This is a genomic window from Klebsiella sp. BIGb0138, assembly GCF_004342285.1.
Classification (GTDB): domain Bacteria; phylum Pseudomonadota; class Gammaproteobacteria; order Enterobacterales; family Enterobacteriaceae; genus Klebsiella.
Map to the genome: position 1 here is coordinate 222,545 of NZ_SMCV01000002.1, position 17,301 is coordinate 239,845.

Annotated in this window: 16 protein-coding genes; 3 read left to right on the plus strand and 13 right to left on the minus strand. The window is 57.0% G+C overall.

The features are described from left to right. Positions 1–3: 3 nt before the first annotated feature. The 12 genes from holB to yceD form a co-directional block, all read right to left on the minus strand. Positions 4–1,008, minus strand: coding sequence for a DNA polymerase III subunit delta' (gene holB, locus EDF73_RS05505; RefSeq protein ID WP_132726842.1), 1,005 nt, complete (start codon positions 1,006–1,008; stop codon positions 4–6). Beyond that, the gene (gene tmk / locus EDF73_RS05510) at positions 1,005–1,646 is read right to left on the minus strand and encodes a dTMP kinase (RefSeq protein ID WP_132726845.1); all 642 of its coding nucleotides are present in this window, start codon (positions 1,644–1,646) and stop codon (positions 1,005–1,007) included. The genes holB and tmk overlap by 4 nt, the downstream gene beginning before the upstream one ends. Continuing rightward, entirely contained in the window at positions 1,636–2,658 is a 1,023-nt protein-coding gene (yceG, locus tag EDF73_RS05515; protein ID WP_132726848.1) for a cell division protein YceG, read from the minus strand. Before yceG ends, tmk begins: the two co-directional genes overlap by 11 nt. A 2-nt stretch (positions 2,659–2,660) precedes the next feature. After that, entirely contained in the window at positions 2,661–3,470 is an 810-nt protein-coding gene (gene pabC, locus EDF73_RS05520) for an aminodeoxychorismate lyase (protein ID WP_132726851.1), read from the minus strand. 132 nt (positions 3,471–3,602) lie between these two features. Beyond that, positions 3,603–4,844, minus strand: a complete 1,242-nt coding sequence (fabF, locus tag EDF73_RS05525) for a beta-ketoacyl-ACP synthase II (protein ID WP_132726854.1) — start codon at positions 4,842–4,844, stop codon at positions 3,603–3,605. An 88-nt stretch (positions 4,845–4,932) separates the two neighbouring features. Then, positions 4,933–5,169 carry an acyl carrier protein gene (gene acpP, locus EDF73_RS05530; protein WP_000103754.1) on the minus strand — a complete coding sequence of 79 codons (237 nt, stop codon included), beginning with the start codon at positions 5,167–5,169 and terminating at the stop codon, positions 4,933–4,935. A 210-nt stretch (positions 5,170–5,379) separates the two neighbouring features. Continuing rightward, positions 5,380–6,114: a 3-oxoacyl-ACP reductase FabG gene (gene fabG / locus EDF73_RS05535; protein WP_132726856.1), complete on the minus strand. Its 735-nt coding sequence runs from the start codon at positions 6,112–6,114 to the stop codon at positions 5,380–5,382. A 12-nt stretch (positions 6,115–6,126) separates the two neighbouring features. Further along, positions 6,127–7,056, minus strand: a complete 930-nt coding sequence (fabD, locus tag EDF73_RS05540) for an ACP S-malonyltransferase (RefSeq protein WP_132726859.1) — start codon at positions 7,054–7,056, stop codon at positions 6,127–6,129. Positions 7,057–7,071: 15 nt separating this feature from the next. Further along, positions 7,072–8,025 (minus strand): beta-ketoacyl-ACP synthase III, encoded by a 954-nt coding sequence (locus EDF73_RS05545; protein WP_132726862.1) that lies wholly within the window; start codon positions 8,023–8,025, stop codon positions 7,072–7,074. Positions 8,026–8,078: 53 nt separating this feature from the next. After that, a complete protein-coding gene (plsX, locus tag EDF73_RS05550; protein ID WP_132726865.1) occupies positions 8,079–9,176 on the minus strand; it encodes a phosphate acyltransferase PlsX in 1,098 nt (365 codons plus the stop codon). 204 nt (positions 9,177–9,380) lie between these two features. After that, positions 9,381–9,554: a 50S ribosomal protein L32 gene (gene rpmF, locus EDF73_RS05555; RefSeq protein WP_000290724.1), complete on the minus strand. Its 174-nt coding sequence runs from the start codon at positions 9,552–9,554 to the stop codon at positions 9,381–9,383. 16 nt (positions 9,555–9,570) lie between these two features. Next, positions 9,571–10,092: a 23S rRNA accumulation protein YceD gene (yceD, locus tag EDF73_RS05560; RefSeq protein ID WP_132726868.1), complete on the minus strand. Its 522-nt coding sequence runs from the start codon at positions 10,090–10,092 to the stop codon at positions 9,571–9,573. A 141-nt stretch (positions 10,093–10,233) separates the two neighbouring features. Here yceD and EDF73_RS05565 point away from each other — a divergent pair, with 141 nt between their 5' ends. Together EDF73_RS05565 and EDF73_RS05570 are read left to right on the plus strand one after the other, a co-directional pair. Continuing rightward, entirely contained in the window at positions 10,234–10,818 is a 585-nt protein-coding gene (locus EDF73_RS05565; RefSeq protein WP_132726871.1) for a nucleoside triphosphate pyrophosphatase, read from the plus strand. A gap of 114 nt (positions 10,819–10,932) precedes the next feature. Then, positions 10,933–12,168: an MFS transporter gene (locus EDF73_RS05570; protein WP_207896591.1), complete on the plus strand. Its 1,236-nt coding sequence runs from the start codon at positions 10,933–10,935 to the stop codon at positions 12,166–12,168. 34 nt (positions 12,169–12,202) lie between these two features. On the opposite strand, the gene rluC is transcribed toward EDF73_RS05570, so the two are convergent. Further along, complete coding sequence (gene rluC, locus EDF73_RS05575; RefSeq protein ID WP_132726874.1) at positions 12,203–13,156, minus strand: 23S rRNA pseudouridine(955/2504/2580) synthase RluC; 954 nt, start codon at positions 13,154–13,156, stop codon at positions 12,203–12,205. 822 nt (positions 13,157–13,978) lie between these two features. Here rluC and rne point away from each other — a divergent pair. Beyond that, the gene (gene rne / locus EDF73_RS05585) at positions 13,979–17,260 is read left to right on the plus strand and encodes a ribonuclease E (protein ID WP_132726877.1); all 3,282 of its coding nucleotides are present in this window, start codon (positions 13,979–13,981) and stop codon (positions 17,258–17,260) included. Positions 17,261–17,301: the final 41 nt, after the last annotated feature.

Below are 17,301 nucleotides of genomic sequence, written 5' to 3' on the forward strand. Positions count from 1 at the left end.
CGCTCAGAGGTGGGATACGGGAAGTACCGCCCCAGGTTGCAGGTAATGTTCCCAGCGCAGGAGGCGCTCGGTTAACAGCAGTTCGCGATTGACGCCAACGACGTTCAGCAGACTGTCGCGGCAGGCGCTGACGTCGCGGGCAATGGTCTGCAAACGAGCAACAGGCAGCGCCTGGGCCAGTTGATTGACCAGCGTCCAGGCGTCAGGGTTACTCACCAGAGTGATCCCCTGCTGCCGTTTTTGAGCATCCAGCAGCAGCGAGGCCAGCCAGTGCAAACGAACCGCCGCCTGTTCATGATTCAGAATCGGTAATAGCGCCAGCCAGTCGCCGCGGGTCAGGACGTTTGCCAGCGTCTGGATAAGCTGCTGCCGGGGAGCCCAGTGGCTCTCCTGCAGCAGATCCAGCGCCGCAGCAGGTGCGTTGGCGCTTAAGCGTAGCGCCGCCAGCAGCGCATCCTGCGGCATCGTCACTTCCCGCTCCAGCCATGCCAGCCCGTAGGATTCTGACGGCGGTGCCAGGTGATAGAGGCGACAGCGGCTACGCAGCGTTGCCAGCAGGCGAGCCGGTTCCTGACAGGCGAGGAAAAACCAGGTGTTTTCCGGGGGCTCTTCGAGGGTCTTTAATAAGGCGTTCGCCGCCGCATCCGTCAGCAGCGCGGCATCACCGATCCACACCACCTTGGCGCCGCCAAGGCGGGAGCGCTCGTAGAGCTTTTCGTTAACGTCGCGCACGGCGTCAATCCCGAGCGCGCTTTTGCCTTTTTCCGGCGCCAGGGTGTAGTAATCGGGGTGGCTACCGGCCTGCATCAGCTGGCAGCTGTGGCAATGGCCACAGCTTTTATGCCCTTCCGGCTGCCGGCACATCAGATAGCGGCACAGGGCATAGATCAACGCGCCCCCCCCCATCCCCGGCAATGCCTGAAGCAGTAACGCATGGTGACCCCGTCCAGCCTGATAGCCGGCGACTAATTGTTCAAATGACGGGCGTAACCACGGGTACCATTTCATGCGCGTTGCTCCGCGACCCACCGGCTGACGACCGTACGAATAGCGTTCGCCACGGCCTCCAGCGATTGTGTCGCATCGATGGTATGAATAGTCGGATCCTGCGCCGCCAGCTCAAGATAGCGGGCACGGGTCCGATTGAAGAAGTCCAGCGACTCTTGCTCGATACGATCGAGATCGCCCCGCGCCCGCGCGCGCTTGAGGCCCACCTCCGGCGTCACATCCAGATACAGCGTCAGGTTCGGGCGAAAATCGCCTAATACCGCATCGCGCAGCGTAGCCAGCATGGTCTGGTCGATACCGCGCCCGCCGCCCTGATAGGCCTGGGTCGACAGATCGTGGCGATCGCCGATGACCCACTGCCCGCGAGCCAGCGCTGGCTTAATCACCGTCTCCACCAGCTGGACCCGGGCGGCGTAAAACATCAGCACTTCGGCTTTGTCGTTAATGACTTCATCCCCGGTGGACTGGATATCCAGCACCAGACTGCGCAGCTTCTCGGCAAGGATGGTACCGCCCGGCTCTCGGGTAAACACCAGATCGCTGACCCCTGACTGTTCCAGCGCCTCCACCACCAGGTTGCGGGCGGTGGTCTTCCCTGCGCCCTCCAGGCCTTCGATAACAATATAGTTACTGCGCATTTTTTTCCTTAAGTACTTTCAGATAATCCTGCACCGAGCGGTTATGGCTGGCCAGATTGGTGTTAAAGGTATGCCCACCTTTGCCATCGGCAACAAAATAGAGATAAGCCGACTTCGCCGGGTGTGCGGCGGCGTTCAGCGACGCCTCCCCCGGCACGGCGATAGGCCCCGGCGGCAAGCCGCCGATCGCATAGGTATTGTACGGCGTCGGGGTCTCAAGATCTTTACGCGTCAGCTTGCCATTATAGCTCTCCCCCATACCGTAAATCACGGTCGGGTCAGTTTGCAGACGCATGCCGATCCGCAGGCGGTTGATAAACACCGACGCAACGCGATCGCGCTCCTCGGGCACCGCCGTCTCTTTTTCAATGATCGACGCCATGGTCAGCAGCTGGTTCTGATCCTTATACGGCAGATTATCCATCCGCCCTTCCCAGGCTTTCCCGACTTCCGTGACCATTTTCTGATACGCGCGTTTGAGGATCGCCACATCGCTGGTATTCGCGGTATACATCCAGGTATCCGGCCAGAACCATCCTTCCACCCAGTCAGCATGTTCAAGATCAAGGGCCTTCGCCACCGTCTCGTAGCGATCGTCCGCCAGCGTATGCTTGACGTACGGGGCGTCGCGCAGCTGGCGCAGGTAGTCACTCACCCGCATTCCTTCGACAAAACGCAGCGGGAACTGGGCCTCTTTGCCGCTGCCCAGCAGCAGCAGCATCTCGCGTACCGTCATTTGCGGGCTGAAACGGTAAGTACCGGCTTTAAAGTGGGATAATTCCGGTTCCAGGCGCAGCAGCCACTGGAAGACGCGCGGACGGTTGATCGCCTTGTCGGCATACAGCTGCTCACCGAGGGCCAGACGCCCGGTACCAGCTTCCAGCGTAAAGATCGTCTCTTCTTTAATCAGCAGCTTGCTGTCGGCAAGCTGACGAACTTTCCACATGCCCGCGCCTGCAGCAATGCCCAGCACCACTAACACCAGCAGGATAAAACGTAACATTTTCTTCATGACTAACCAGACAGCTCACACAGTGGGGCTAAAAAATGATAAAGCTCTCGCGAGGACCAACAGGTGTCGTCCCAGCTGCGAACCGGCACCAGCGGCATCAGCGCGTTGCAAATCAGCACTTCATCGGCATCACGCAACGCAGCACAACCGGTTGTGACTTCGACAACGCGAAATGGCGATGGTGCCAGCTGCGCAAGACAATGCTGGCGCATAATACCGTTCACTCCGGCCTGATCGAGACGCGGCGTAAACACCGTCATTCCTTTGCGCCAGAACAGATTCGCGGCACAGCATTCCGTAAGCCACCCGTCGCTGTCAAGAACCAGCGCCTCATCGGCATCCGTCTGCTCAAGATGAGACCGAATCAGCACCTGTTCCAGCCGGTTCAGGTGCTTCAGCCCTGCCAGAGCCGGATTACGCCCCAGCCGTAGCGGACTGAGCGTCAGCGTAATCCCCTCTTCGCGCCAGCGGGAATAATGCGCCGGAAGAGGTGAAACGCTGAGGATCCGCGTGGGAGCCTGGCACGCCGCGCCGCTATAGCCGCGTCCGCCTGCGCCGCGCGTCAGAATGACTTTAAGCACGCCGTCGTCATGCGCTCGCGCCAGGCGGCGCATTTCCTCCTCCAGCGTTTGCCAGCGGGTGTAGGGAATCATCAGTTTTTCGCAGGCCTGCTGCAAACGGCGAAGGTGGGCTGGCAACATCTGTACTTTACGCCCCGCAACGCGTGCGGTGGTAAAGCACCCATCCCCAAACTGGATGGCCCGGTCGTTAGCGGCCAGGGTGTCCTGTTCAATGCCATTAATCAAGAACATAGTGGCTCCTTATCGGTGGCCCGTCAGTGTCTCAGGATGAAATACGCAGGACAAGCAGAGAAAGCTGAAGAAAAAAGAAGGCCCGCATTTTATGCAGGCCTGAGTCATGACGTTGTAACGAGCTTGACGCGCTTAGACCCTTTTAAAGATCAGCGAACCGTTGGTGCCGCCAAAGCCGAAGGAGTTACACAAGGTGTACTCCATACCGGAGACCTGACGCGCTTCGTGCGGCACGAAGTCGAGGTCACAACCTTCATCCGGATTATCCAGGTTGATGGTTGGCGGAACCACGCCATCGCGCAGCGCCAGGATGGAGTAGATAGACTCTACCGCCCCGGCGGCGCCCAGCAGGTGCCCGGTCATTGATTTGGTCGAACTGACCATCACACGACGGGCGGCATCGCCGAAGACAGACTTAACGGCCTGCGCTTCTGCTTTATCACCTGCCGGCGTCGAAGTGCCGTGGGCATTGACGTAAGCGATCTGTCCTGGTTCAATCCCGGCGTCGCGAATGGCGTTAACCATCGCCAGGGCCGCGCCTGCGCCATTCTCCGGAGGAGACGTCATATGATAAGCATCGCTGCTCATACCAAAGCCGACGATTTCCGCGTAGATTTTCGCGCCGCGTTTTTTGGCGTGCTCGTACTCTTCCAGCACCACCATACCCGCGCCATCGCCCAGCACAAAGCCGTCGCGATCTTTATCCCACGGACGACTTGCCGCATGTGGATTGTCGTTGCGGGTAGACAGCGCGCGCGCTGCGCCAAAACCGCCCACGCCAAGCGGGGTACTGGCCTTTTCCGCACCGCCGGCCACCATTGCGTCAGCATCGCCATACGCAATCATACGCGCAGCCTGACCAATATTGTGTACGCCAGAAGTACAAGCGGTCGCGATGGAAATGCTCGGTCCACGCAGACCAAACATGATGGTCAGATGCCCGGCCACCATGTTAACAATTGTAGACGGTACAAAGAACGGGCTAATCTTACGAGGTCCGCCGTTCGTTAACGAACTGTGGTTTTCCTCGATCAGGCCGAGCCCGCCAATACCGGAACCAATAGCGGCGCCGATGCGGGTTGCGTTCTCTTCCGTTACTTCAAGACCAGAATCCTGCATGGCCTGAACGCCAGCGACAATTCCATATTGAATGAAGGCATCCATCTTGCGCTGTTCTTTACGCGAGATGATGTCATCACAGTTAAAATCCTTTACTAAGCCAGCAAATTTTGTTGCATAGGCGCTAGTATCGAAATGGTCGATCAGGCTGATGCCACTCTGACCGGCAAGGAGAGCTTTCCAGGTAGACTCTACGGTATTGCCGACAGGAGACAACATGCCCAGTCCGGTCACAACTACACGACGCTTAGACACGGTTGTCCTCCAGGGAGGGAAAATAGATTCTTGTGGGACAAAAAAAGATAAAACTCAGGCGGTCGAATGACCGCCTGGAGATGTTCACTTACGCCTGGTGACCGTTGATGTAATCAATGGCAGCCTGAACAGTGGTGATTTTCTCAGCTTCTTCGTCCGGAATCTCAGTATCAAACTCTTCTTCCAGAGCCATTACCAGCTCAACGGTGTCAAGAGAATCAGCGCCCAGGTCTTCAACGAAGGAAGCATTGTTGGTGACTTCTTCCTGCTTAACGCCCAGCTGTTCGCCGATAATTTTCTTAACGCGTTCTTCGATAGTGCTCATACTCTTAAATTTCCTATCAAAACTCGCTTTCGCGATGGTTTTCGTAGTGTATAAAATGTTGAAAAATTTGCAACTAAATCCCGGCAGGTCTTACCACGATTTTACGCTATTTTGAGGCCGTTTGGCCTCAGAACGCAAATCATTTTGCACAAAACCGTATTCAGGATCGCACAGACTGCGCGGTTCCTGAGCGTTTTGCGCAAATCTCGGTCAGACCATATACATTCCGCCGTTGACGTGCAGGGTTTCACCAGAGATGTAACCTGCTTCGTCAGAAGCTAAGAACGCAACCGCACTGGCGATTTCTTTTGCATCGCCGAGGCGACCCGCTGGAACTTGCGCCAGAATACCCGCACGCTGATCTTCAGACAGCGCACGCGTCATGTCCGTTTCAATAAAGCCCGGAGCAACAACGTTTACGGTAATACCGCGGGACGCGACTTCACGTGCCAGCGACTTACTAAAACCGATCAGACCCGCTTTCGCCGCAGCGTAGTTGGCCTGACCAGCATTTCCCATGGTACCGACCACAGAACCGATAGTAATAATGCGACCGTGACGCTTTTTCATCATAGCGCGCATTACTGCTTTTGACAGACGGAAAACTGATGACAGGTTGGTTTCGATAATATCGTTCCACTCATCATCTTTCATTCGCATTAACAGGTTATCACGAGTAATACCGGCATTATTAACCAGGATATCAACTTCACCAAACTCTGCGCGAATATTTCCCAGAACAGATTCGATAGATGCTGGATCGGTCACATTCAACAGCAGACCTTTACCATTGGCACCTAAATAATCGCTAATCGCCTGCGCACCGCTCTCGCTGGTGGCAGTACCGATAACTTTCGCGCCACGGGCGACGAGTGTTTCAGCGATGGCACGGCCGATACCGCGACTTGCACCGGTAACCAGCGCGATTTTTCCTTCAAAACTCATGGTATTCCTCTTTTATTGCTCAAGCGCCGCAGACAGCGCTGCAGGCTCGTTAAGCGCAGAAGCGGTCAGGGTGTCAACAATACGTTTAGTCAGACCGGTGAGGACTTTACCCGGTCCCACTTCATACAGGTGCTCTACGCCCTGGGCAGCCATGAACTCAACGGTTTTGGTCCACTGAACCGGGCTGTACAGCTGGCGAATCAGCGCGTCGCGAATGGCGTCTGGCGCCGTTTCACATTGCACATCAACGTTGTTCACCACCGAAATCGTCGGCGCGTTAAAGGTGATTTTCTGCAGTTCAACAGCCAGTTTCTCCGCCGCCGGCTTCATCAGCGCGCAGTGGGACGGGACGCTAACCGGCAGCGGCAGCGCACGTTTGGCGCCAGCGGCTTTACAGGCGGCCCCCGCACGTTCAACGGCTTCTTTGTTACCGGCGATCACCACCTGGCCCGGAGAGTTAAAGTTAACCGGAGAAACCACCTGACCTTCAGCGGACTCCTCACAGGCTTTAGCAATAGACGCATCGTCAAGGCCGATAATTGCCGACATGGCGCCGGTACCTTCCGGCACCGCTTCCTGCATAAATTTGCCACGCATTTCAACCAGACGCACGGCGTCGGCGAAATCAATCACTCCGGCACAAACCAGCGCGGAGTATTCCCCCAGGCTATGGCCTGCCAGCAGCGCAGGCGCTTTCCCGCCCTGCTGCTGCCAGACGCGATACAGCGCCACGGAAGCGGTCAGCAGCGCAGGCTGAGTCTGCCAGGTTTTATTCAGTTCTTCCGCCGGGCCCTGCTGGGCAAGCGCCCACAGATCGTAACCCAACGCCGCGGAGGCTTCACGGAAAGTCTCTTCGATAACCGGATAAGCCGCTGCCATATCAGACAACATCCCCACCGCCTGAGAACCCTGTCCCGGGAACACAAAAGCAAATTGCGTCATGTTTAAATCCTTATCCTAAAAACGAACCAGCGCGGAACCCCAGGTGAAACCGCCACCAAAGGCTTCCAGCAGAATCAGCTGACCACGCTGGATGCGGCCATCGCGCACCGCTTCATCCAGCGCACAAGGGACGGAGGCGGCGGAAGTGTTACCGTGACGGTCAAGCGTCACGACCACATTATCCATCGACATCCCCAGTTTCTTCGCCGTCGCGCTGATGATGCGCAGGTTAGCCTGATGCGGCACCAGCCAATCCAGCGCGCTGCGCTCCAGATTATTCGCCGCCAGCGTCTCATCGACAATATGCGCCAGCTCGGTCACGGCAACTTTAAACACTTCATTGCCCGCCATCGTCAGATAGATCGGGTTTTCCGGTTCGACGCGATCGGCGTTCGGCAGCGTTAACAGCTCGCCATAGCGGCCATCCGCGTGCAGATGTGTAGAGATAATCCCCGGTTCTTCAGAAGCCCCGAGCACGACGGCCCCCGCGCCATCGCCAAAAATAATGATCGTGCCGCGATCGGTCGGATCGCAGGTACGCGCCAGCACGTCAGCGCCAATCACCAGCGCGTAGTCTACCGCGCCGTTCTTCACATATTGGTCGGCGATGCTCAGTGCGTAAGTGAACCCCGCGCACGCAGCGGCCACGTCAAAAGCCGGGCAGCCATTGATACCCAGCATAGACTGAATCTGACAAGCCGAACTTGGAAACGCGTGAGTACCCGAGGTGGTCGCAACGATAATCAGACCAATTTGCTCCGGTTTAACACCCGCCATATCCAGCGCGTTTTTTGCCGCGGCAACCCCCATCGTCGCAACGGTTTCATTCGGTGCCGCAATACGACGCTCACGGATACCCGTACGAGTGACAATCCACTCGTCAGACGTATCTACCATTTTTTCCAGATCGGCGTTAGTACGCACGTGTTCAGGCAGATAACTGCCGGTACCAATAATCTTCGTATACATGTACGCTCAGTCACTCTTGGGTAATATACCCGCCTGTTGGAACCGCCGGGGCGTCACTCTTCTTCGTTCGTCCCGGTTTGCGCTCGGGAGTTCCCGTTTCTGTCGCCCGCGGGCAGTTCGAAACCTGCTGGGTATAAAGATTCCAGGCGAGCGGCGATCCGCTGAGGAATCTGCCGCTGCACCGCCTGCACTGCCTGCTCTATCGCCACGCTGAAGGCGCGCTGATTGGCAGCACCGTGACTCTTAATCACGGAACCGCGCAATCCTAACAGACAGGCGCCATTATACTGGTCGGGGTTGAGGTGACTGAATCGCCTGGCGAGGCTTTTTTGTAACCAACGCTTCAATAACAGCAGCCACCACGACCGTTTTTTGCCCTCACCCTGTGATTTCAGCAGCGAAAGGAACATTCTGACAACACCTTCCATAGTTTTTAATGTGACGTTGCCCGTGAATCCATCACAAACCAGCACATCGGTTTTGCCCGTCAATAATTCGTTGGCTTCAAGATAGCCTATATAGTTAAGGGACGGCAGCGTTTTCAAAACCGCGGCGGCATCGCGAATGCTGCTGAGGCCTTTCATTTCTTCTTCGCCGATATTCAGCAGCGCGACGCGAGGATTCTCAATCCCGAGCACCTCTTCCGCCAGTACCGCTCCCATCACCGCGAACTGCACCAGCATCGTGCTATCGCAGTCGACGTTGGCGCCTAAATCAAGTACCACCGTTTTGCCCTTCTGCTGATGCGGAAGTACCGTCACCAGCGCCGGACGCTCAATCTCCTCAATGGGCTTGAGCAACAATTTCGCCAGTCCCATCAGCGCGCCGGTATTCCCCGCGCTGACGCAGGCTTGCGCCCGCCCCTCTTTCACTAACTCCAGCGCCACGCGCATTGAGCTTCCGCGGCTGCTGCGGATCGCCTGCGAGGGCCGCGCATCACTAGCAATAACTGACTGCGCAGGAATAACCTGCAGACGCGAACGTTGTTCGAAATCAGCTTTGGCAAGTAATGGCGTGATGGTGTCGGGATCGCCGACTAAAAGAAGTGTGAGTTGCGAATTAGAGTTCAGTGCCTGCAGTGCTGCAGGCACTGTCACGGATGGGCCAAAATCGCCCCCCATGACATCTAACGCCAGGGTTAGACGTGTCAAGGTATCGTCGCTGCTCGCTTTGGTTATTCCCCAGTTACCTGGGGAAATCCTCGCTAAGCTTCATCACGCTTTTACTCTTTGTCTTTCACGCGGCAAGTATGTTGACTGCGCTTGTTCACCCCAGTCGCATAGTGATAGCTATGCTGCTGGTGATTCTCTCGCTTGCGCCTTCTTGCCACGTGGAATCCATGGAGTAGTGCGTGATTACTTAGCGATAACCTTGCGACCGCGGTAGAAACCGTCGGCAGTGATGTGGTGACGCAGGTGTTTCTCACCAGAAGTTTTGTCTACAGACAGGCTGGTGACTGCGGTCAGAGCGTCATGGGAACGACGCATGCCACGTTTGGAACGGGTTGGTTTATTCTGTTGTACGGCCATGGACCTTACTCCTCAATTACTTATGCTTTAAGCTGGCTAATACGGCAAATGGGTTTGGTTTTTGTGCCTCTTCAGGCAGTTCACCAAAGACCATGTCCGCGTCGGACACTTCACAGTGTTCAGAATCATGCACCGGAACTACAGGCAGGGCGAGAATGATTTCATCCTCAACCAGCGCCTGCAGGTCGATTTCACCGAATTCGTTAACCTCAATCGGCTCATACGCTTCCGGTAGTGCTTCGGCCTGTTCGTCATTTCTGACGGGGCTAAAACAATACGTGGTGTGAACATGATGGGGGAACGGTTTCCCGCAACGCTGACATTCGAGGGTTACTGATACCTTTGCATCGCCGGTAATAACGGCAAGGCGCTGATTATCAATAGCGAACGACATGCTGCATTCCACATCACTGTCCACGCTGACTACAGAATCGGCTACACGTTCAACCTGTTCACGGGCATAAATACCTTCGTAATCGAGGCGTTTTTGAGCCGTGCGGACCGGATCGAGAGTCAGGGGTAATTTTACCTTTTGCATAGGGCGCGCATATTAACTTTGTAATGTCATAGAGTCAAAGAAAAAGGCAGCCTCAGGTTGCCTTTCGCCATTTATTCGCACACATTGCGGCCCATAGTTTAAAATGATGCTCTTCGAAGCGCTATATGTGGATGAAAAAATATGTCTGATCTTATCCTGGCGTCTACATCGCCCTGGCGGCGAATACTGCTGGAAAAACTGGCCATGCCTTTTGAATGCGCAGCGCCTGATGTGGATGAAACACCCCACCCCGGCGAATCTGCCCGTCAGCTGGTGGTACGCCTGGCGCAGGCGAAGGCGCAAATCCTCGCCGGAATCTACCCTCATCATTTAATTATTGGCTCCGATCAGGTTTGCGTTCTTGATGGCGAAATAACCGGTAAGCCGTTGACAGAAGAAAATGCCCGGCTGCAATTACGAAAGGCCAGCGGCACGATTGTCACGTTTTACACCGGACTGGCGCTCTATAATTCCGTAAACAGGCATTTACAAACCGAATGCGAACCCTTCGACGTGCATTTCCGTCATTTAAGCGAGCAGGAAATAGAGGCCTACGTGCGCAAAGAAAACCCGCTGCACTGCGCCGGGAGTTTTAAGAGCGAAGGGTTGGGCATTACGTTATTCGACCGACTGGAAGGCCGCGATCCCAACGCGTTGGTGGGCCTGCCGCTGATTGCGCTATGCCAGATGCTACGTCGCGAAGGGTGTAACCCGTTATTGTATTAGCACGGCATTCTCCCGGGCCTGAGCTCCCCGCTCTGGCCCCCGTCGTCGGCATAGCTTTTTTTCACGCCAGCCAGTAATCTCATTTTACTTCTTCTCTACTGATAGATAAGGCCCGTGGACTCACTCGCGCCAAAACCTGCTGCCCGTCCGTGGCTGCCCATTGTGCTTGCCAGTCTGATCTTGCTCATCACGATGGGGATCCGCCAGACCGTCGGTCTGTTTGTCCACCCCCTGCTGGGCGAAACGACAATGAATATCGCTGAAGTCAGCATGGCGCTGGCGATCGGCCAATTGATGTGGGGAGCATTTCAGCCGCTGTTCGGCGCCTGGGCCGATAAACGCGGCGCGCTGGGGGTGTTGATCATCGGCGCGCTGCTGATAGCGTTTGGACAACTGCTGACGCTGTGGGCGACCTCCTTCTCCTCACTCACTCTGGCGCAGGGGCTGCTCAGTCCGGCGGGGGCGGCGGCAGGCAGTTTTTCCGTACTGATTGGCATCGTTGCCGGCCGCCTGCCTGCGGATAAAGGATCGATGGCCAGCGGCCTGATTAACGCCGGGGGCTCGCTGGGGCAGTTTATTTTTGCCCCGCTGGTACAGCTCATTGTCAGCCTGCGCGGTATGGCTTCGGGGTTAATTTTTCTCGCCGTCGCCGCGCTGGCGACCCTCTTCCCCGCCTGGCTGCTGTGCCGCGATGGCGTGCAGAAACCGGTGCCCAGAGCCCACGCTGAAGCCGAACCGGGACTGAAGCAGCAGATCCATGCCGCGTTCCGCAATCCCAGCTACCTGTTATTACATATCGGCTTTCTTACCTGCGGTTTCCATGTCGCCTTTTTAACTACCCACCTGCCGGGTGAGGTCACGTTATGCGGTCACGAAGCCTCGGTTTCCGCCGCCAGCCTGTCGCTGATAGGCTTATGCAATATCGCAGGCAGCATCTTCGCCGGCTTGCTCGGCAAACGCTATCGCATGAAATATATCCTTGCCGTGCTCTATGCCTCACGGGCGGTGCTGATTGGCCTGTTCCTGGCTTCCGACAAAAGCGAACTCGATTTCTATCTCTTCGCTGCCGCCATCGGCTTTACCTGGCTCGCCACCGTGCCGCCGACGGCCGGTATTGTCGGCAAGCTGTTCGGCACCCGCTACCTGGCCACGCTGTTTGGCTTCACGTTGTTCAGCCACCAGATTGGCGCTTTCTTTGGCGCCTGTCTCGGCGGCCTGGCGATGGCGCGCAACGGCAATCTTGATTGGGTATGGTATCTGGATATCGCGCTGGCGCTGCTCGCCGCGCTGGTCAATTTACCCATCAAAGAGAAAAGCGTCGCGCTACGCCTCAGCGAAGCGACGCGTTGAGAGGCAGCGGCGGACATAACGTCCGCCGTGGAGGTTACTTCGTATTGCGCAAAACCTGCAGGCAGCGCTTCAGCTGGTTGTCGAGCGGCGCTTCAACGCGCATCACCTCTCCGGTACCGGGATGAGTGAACTTCAGCGCGGCAGCATGCAGGAACAGGCGATTCAGGCCGGTGCCCGCCAGCTGTTTGTCGAATTCACGATCGCCGTAGCGATCGTCAAAGGCGATCGGATGGCCGGCATGTTGCGTATGGACGCGGATCTGATGGGTACGCCCGGTAACCGGGCTACAGCGCACCAGCGTCGCATGCGGATAGCGCTCTTCTACCTTAAAACGGGTCTCTGACGGTTTCCCTTCCTGACTGACGCGAACGATCCGCTCGCCGCTTTGCAGGATATTTTTCAGCAGCGGCGCCTGCACCACTTTCGTGTGCGACTGCCACTGACCGCGCACCAGCGCCAGGTAATCCTTTTGCATCCCCTTCTCACGCAGTTGCTCATGCAGCGAGCGCAGCGCGGAACGCTTCTTCGCCACCAGCAGTACGCCAGAGGTATCACGGTCCAGGCGGTGCACCAGCTCAAGGAAGCGCGCTTCCGGGCGCAGCGCGCGCAGACCTTCAATAACGCCAAAGCTCAGGCCGCTGCCGCCGTGCACCGCGGTGCCGGAGGGCTTATTCAGCACCAGAATATGGTCGTCTTCATACAGAATCACATCCGCCAGCGCCGCGACCTTCTGCAGATGCGGGGAGACGGCCTCCTCTTCGCGTTCCGCAACCCGAACCGGCGGGATACGAACCTCGTCACCCGCCTCCAGTTTGTATTCCGGCTTGACGCGTTTTTTATTTACCCGCACCTCGCCTTTACGCAGGATGCGATAAATCATGCTCTTCGGTACGCCCTTCAGCTGCGTACGCAAAAAGTTATCGATGCGTTGCCCCGCTTCATCGGCGGTAATGGCAACCATTTTTACGGTGGGAGTCTCAGTTTTCATGGTGCGCGATTCTAAATAGCCCGACGCATTAGCGCCACTCATTTTTATATGCTTATATTTATCATTATCCGGTTTTCATCGAATGCTTCATCGTCGTTTTGTTTGTTATTAGAACAATCTGTATGCGTTGGTGAAAAAACTGTGAGTAACCGGGTGATAAAAGGTAAAAGTCAACTTGCTATAACAAGGTTAGCAATGGAATAATGATGCCGTTTTCCGTGTTGAATCTTGTTAGAACAAGAAATTAGCGGAATGACCAATTTTGTCTGACCGATCATCCACGCAGCAATGGCGTAAGACGTATTGATCTTTCAGACAGTTAGCGGGCTGCGGGTTGCAGTCCTTACCGGTACAGGCCTCTATGGATTTCACGTCGCAGGAAGGCGTCGACTCCGGGTATTCCCGGGTGCTCTTCTCAGTCCGCTGATTGAGGTGAGCAGGTTAAGCCACCACGCCTGCAATGTGAAAGACGACGAGATATACGCAAAATTATTCAGGATGCGTCAAGGCGGCGAAAGAGAGAATCCCCGGAGCTGGCAGTAGTCAGTGACAGGGGTGAACGAGCGTAGCCAACGCAGAAGCAACCTGAAAAATGGCGTGTATAAATGGAATCTTCTCTGGTGATACATCCCAGGCTGTTCCCCTGCTAATTGCGCTGTGTTTCCGTTTGAAATACAGGCGACCGACACTCTGCGCCTCTTAAGCGCGCGACAACCGTGAGGTTGGCGACGTGAAACAGACACGAGGCCATCGGTTTTCCCCGGTAAGGCAATACTCTGCCCGCAGCTTAGTCGTCAATGTAAGAATAATGAGTAAGTTACGATGAAAAGAATGTTAATCAACGCAACTCAGCAGGAAGAGTTGCGCGTCGCCCTTGTTGATGGGCAGCGCCTGTACGACCTGGATATCGAAAGCCCCGGGCACGAACAGAAAAAAGCGAACATCTACAAAGGCAAAATTACCCGTATTGAACCTAGCCTTGAAGCCGCGTTTGTTGATTACGGCGCCGAGCGTCATGGTTTCCTCCCCCTCAAAGAAATCGCCCGCGAATACTTCCCTGCCAATTACAACTCCCATGGTCGTCCGAATATTAAGGATGTGCTGCGTGAAGGCCAGGAAGTCATTGTGCAGATTGATAAAGAAGAACGTGGCAACAAAGGCGCCGCGCTCACCACCTTTATCAGCCTCGCGGGTAGCTATCTGGTGCTGATGCCGAATAACCCACGCGCAGGCGGTATTTCACGCCGTATCGAGGGTGACGACCGCACCGAACTGAAAGAAGCGCTGGCCAGCCTTGAGCTGCCTGACGGCATGGGGCTTATCGTGCGTACCGCAGGCGTCGGCAAATCGGCCGAAGCGCTGCAGTGGGACCTGAGCTTCCGTCTGAAGCACTGGGAAGCGATCCAGAAAGCTGCTGAAAGCCGCCCGGCGCCGTTCCTGATCCATCAGGAAAGTAACGTCATCGTGCGCGCTTTCCGTGACTACCTGCGTCAGGATATCGGTGAAATCCTTATCGATAACCCAAAAGTGCTTGAGCTGGCTCGCCAGCACATTGCCGCCCTGGGGCGTCCGGACTTCAGCAGCAAAATTAAATTGTACACCGGTGAAATCCCGCTGTTCAGCCACTATCAGATCGAGTCACAGATCGAGTCCGCCTTCCAGCGTGAAGTTCGCCTGCCGTCCGGCGGTTCTATCGTTATCGATAGCACCGAAGCGTTGACCGCAATCGACATCAACTCCGCTCGCGCCACCCGCGGCGGCGATATCGAAGAAACGGCGTTCAATACCAACCTCGAAGCGGCCGATGAGATTGCCCGTCAGCTGCGTCTGCGCGACCTCGGCGGTCTGATCGTCATCGACTTCATCGACATGACGCCGGTCCGTCACCAGCGTGCGGTTGAAAACCGCCTGCGCGAAGCCGTCCGTCAGGACCGCGCGCGTATTCAGATCAGCCACATTTCCCGCTTTGGTCTGCTCGAAATGTCGCGTCAGCGTCTGAGCCCGTCGCTGGGCGAATCCAGTCATCACGTCTGCCCGCGCTGTAGCGGTACCGGCACCGTGCGCGATAACGAATCCCTGTCGCTCTCTATCCTGCGTCTGATTGAAGAAGAAGCGCTGAAAGAGAACACCCAGGAAGTTCACGCTATCGTACCCGTGCCGATTGCTTCCTACCTGTTGAACGAAAAACGCGCGGCGGTGAGCGCTATCGAAACCCGTCAGGGCGACGTGCGCGTGATCATCGTGCCGAACGATCAGATGGAAACGCCGCATTACTCCGTTCTGCGCGTACGCAAAGGCGAAGAGACCTCAACCCTGAGCTATCTGCTGCCGAAACTGCACGAAGAAGAGATGGCGCTGCCGGCTGACGAAGAACCCGCCGAGCGTAAACGCCCTGAGCAGCCGGCCCTGGCCACCTTTGTGATGCCGGACGTGCCGCCTGCGCCTGCGCAGGAAGCGCCTGTCGTGGCGCCTGCGGTTGCGAAAACGGCAGCGGCTCCTGCGGCTACCGCACCGGCGCAGCCGGGCCTGCTCTCTCGCTTCTTTGGCGCGCTGAAAGTTATCTTCTCCGGCGCAGAAGAGGCGAAACCGGCCGAACCTCAGGTAGAGAAAAAAGCCGAAGAGAAACCGGAACGCCAGCAAGAACGGCGTAAACCGCGGGCTAACAATCGTCGCGATCGCAACGATCGTCGTGATAATCGCGAAGGCCGCGATAATCGTGATAACCGCGACAGCCGTGCTGAAAATGGTGAAGGCCGTGAGTCTCGTGAATCTCGCGAGGAGAACCGCCGTAACCGCCGCGAGAAACAGCAGCAGAACGTCGAGCCGCGTGAATCTCGCCAGACCGCGGTCGATGATGCCGAGAAAGGCAAGGCGCGCGACGAACAGCAGCCGCGTCGCGAACGTAACCGTCGTCGTAACGACGAGAAGCGTCAGGCGCCGCAGGAAGCAAAAGCACAAACTCGCGAGGAGCCGGTTGTCCAGCAGGAAACCGAGCAGGAAGAGCGCGTGCAGACCATGGCGCGTCGTAAGCCGCGTCAGCTCGCCCAGAAGGTGCGCGTCGCGTCTGCCGCGGTCGAAACGACTGAACAGGTGGTGGAAACCGTCGCCGTCGCTCTGCCAGACGCTGTGGCTCCGCGTACCGAGCTGGCAAAAGTCGACCTGCCTGCGGTTGTTGAAACCGCTGCCGATCATGACGACAGCAGCGAGTCTCGTGAAGCCAACGGTATGCCGCGTCGCTCCCGTCGTTCACCGCGCCATCTGCGCGTGAGCGGCCAGCGTCGTCGTCGCTACCGCGATGAGCGTTACCCGACCCAGTCACCGATGCCGCTGGCCGTCGCCTGCGCGTCGCCGGAAATGGCGTCCGGTAAAGTGTGGATCCGTTACCCGGTGGTTCGTCCGCAGGATCAGCAGGAAGAGCAGCAGGTTCAGGCATCCGTTGCCGAAACCGTCGAGCCGATCGTTGCGTCGGTTGCCGCGGTGGAACCCGTCATTGCGGAAGCTACCGCACCTGCGGTCAGCGAAGCGGCTCCTGCTACCGCCGAACCGGCACAGCCGGCGGCCAGTGAAGCAGACGTTATCGCTGAAGAAACCGTTGTAGCGGCTGAAAGCGTAGTTGAACCGTCAGCCGCAGCGGAGCCGGAAACGGCCATCGCCGAGAGCGCAGCCACAGCTGAAAACAACGTTGTTGTGCAGGACGAAACGCCAGCGGTTGAAGCGCAAGAGACTTCGGCGCCGCAGGCTGTCGAGCCGACGCCAGTGGTTGCAGCAGCGCCGGTGGTGGAAACAACCCCAGTTGTTGAAGCCTCGCCGGTAGTGGAAACTGCGGCAGTAGTTGAAACAGCACCGGTTGTTGAAACTGCGCCGGTTGCTGAAACTGCGCCGGTTGTCGCCACGGCAACGGTTGCAGAGACCGTTATCGTGTCTCACCGCCATGCCACCGCGCCGATGACCCGTGCGCCGGCTCCGGCCTATGAGCCAGAAGCACCGCGTCATAGCGATTGGGTTCGCCCGGCCTTCGCCTTTGATGGTAAAGGCGCTGCCGGCGGCCACAGCGCTACGCATCAGGCCACCGCGGAACCTACCCGTCCGCAGCCTCTCGAGTAAGCGCGACGCGTCATAAAAAAACCGGCCTCTGGCCGGTTTTT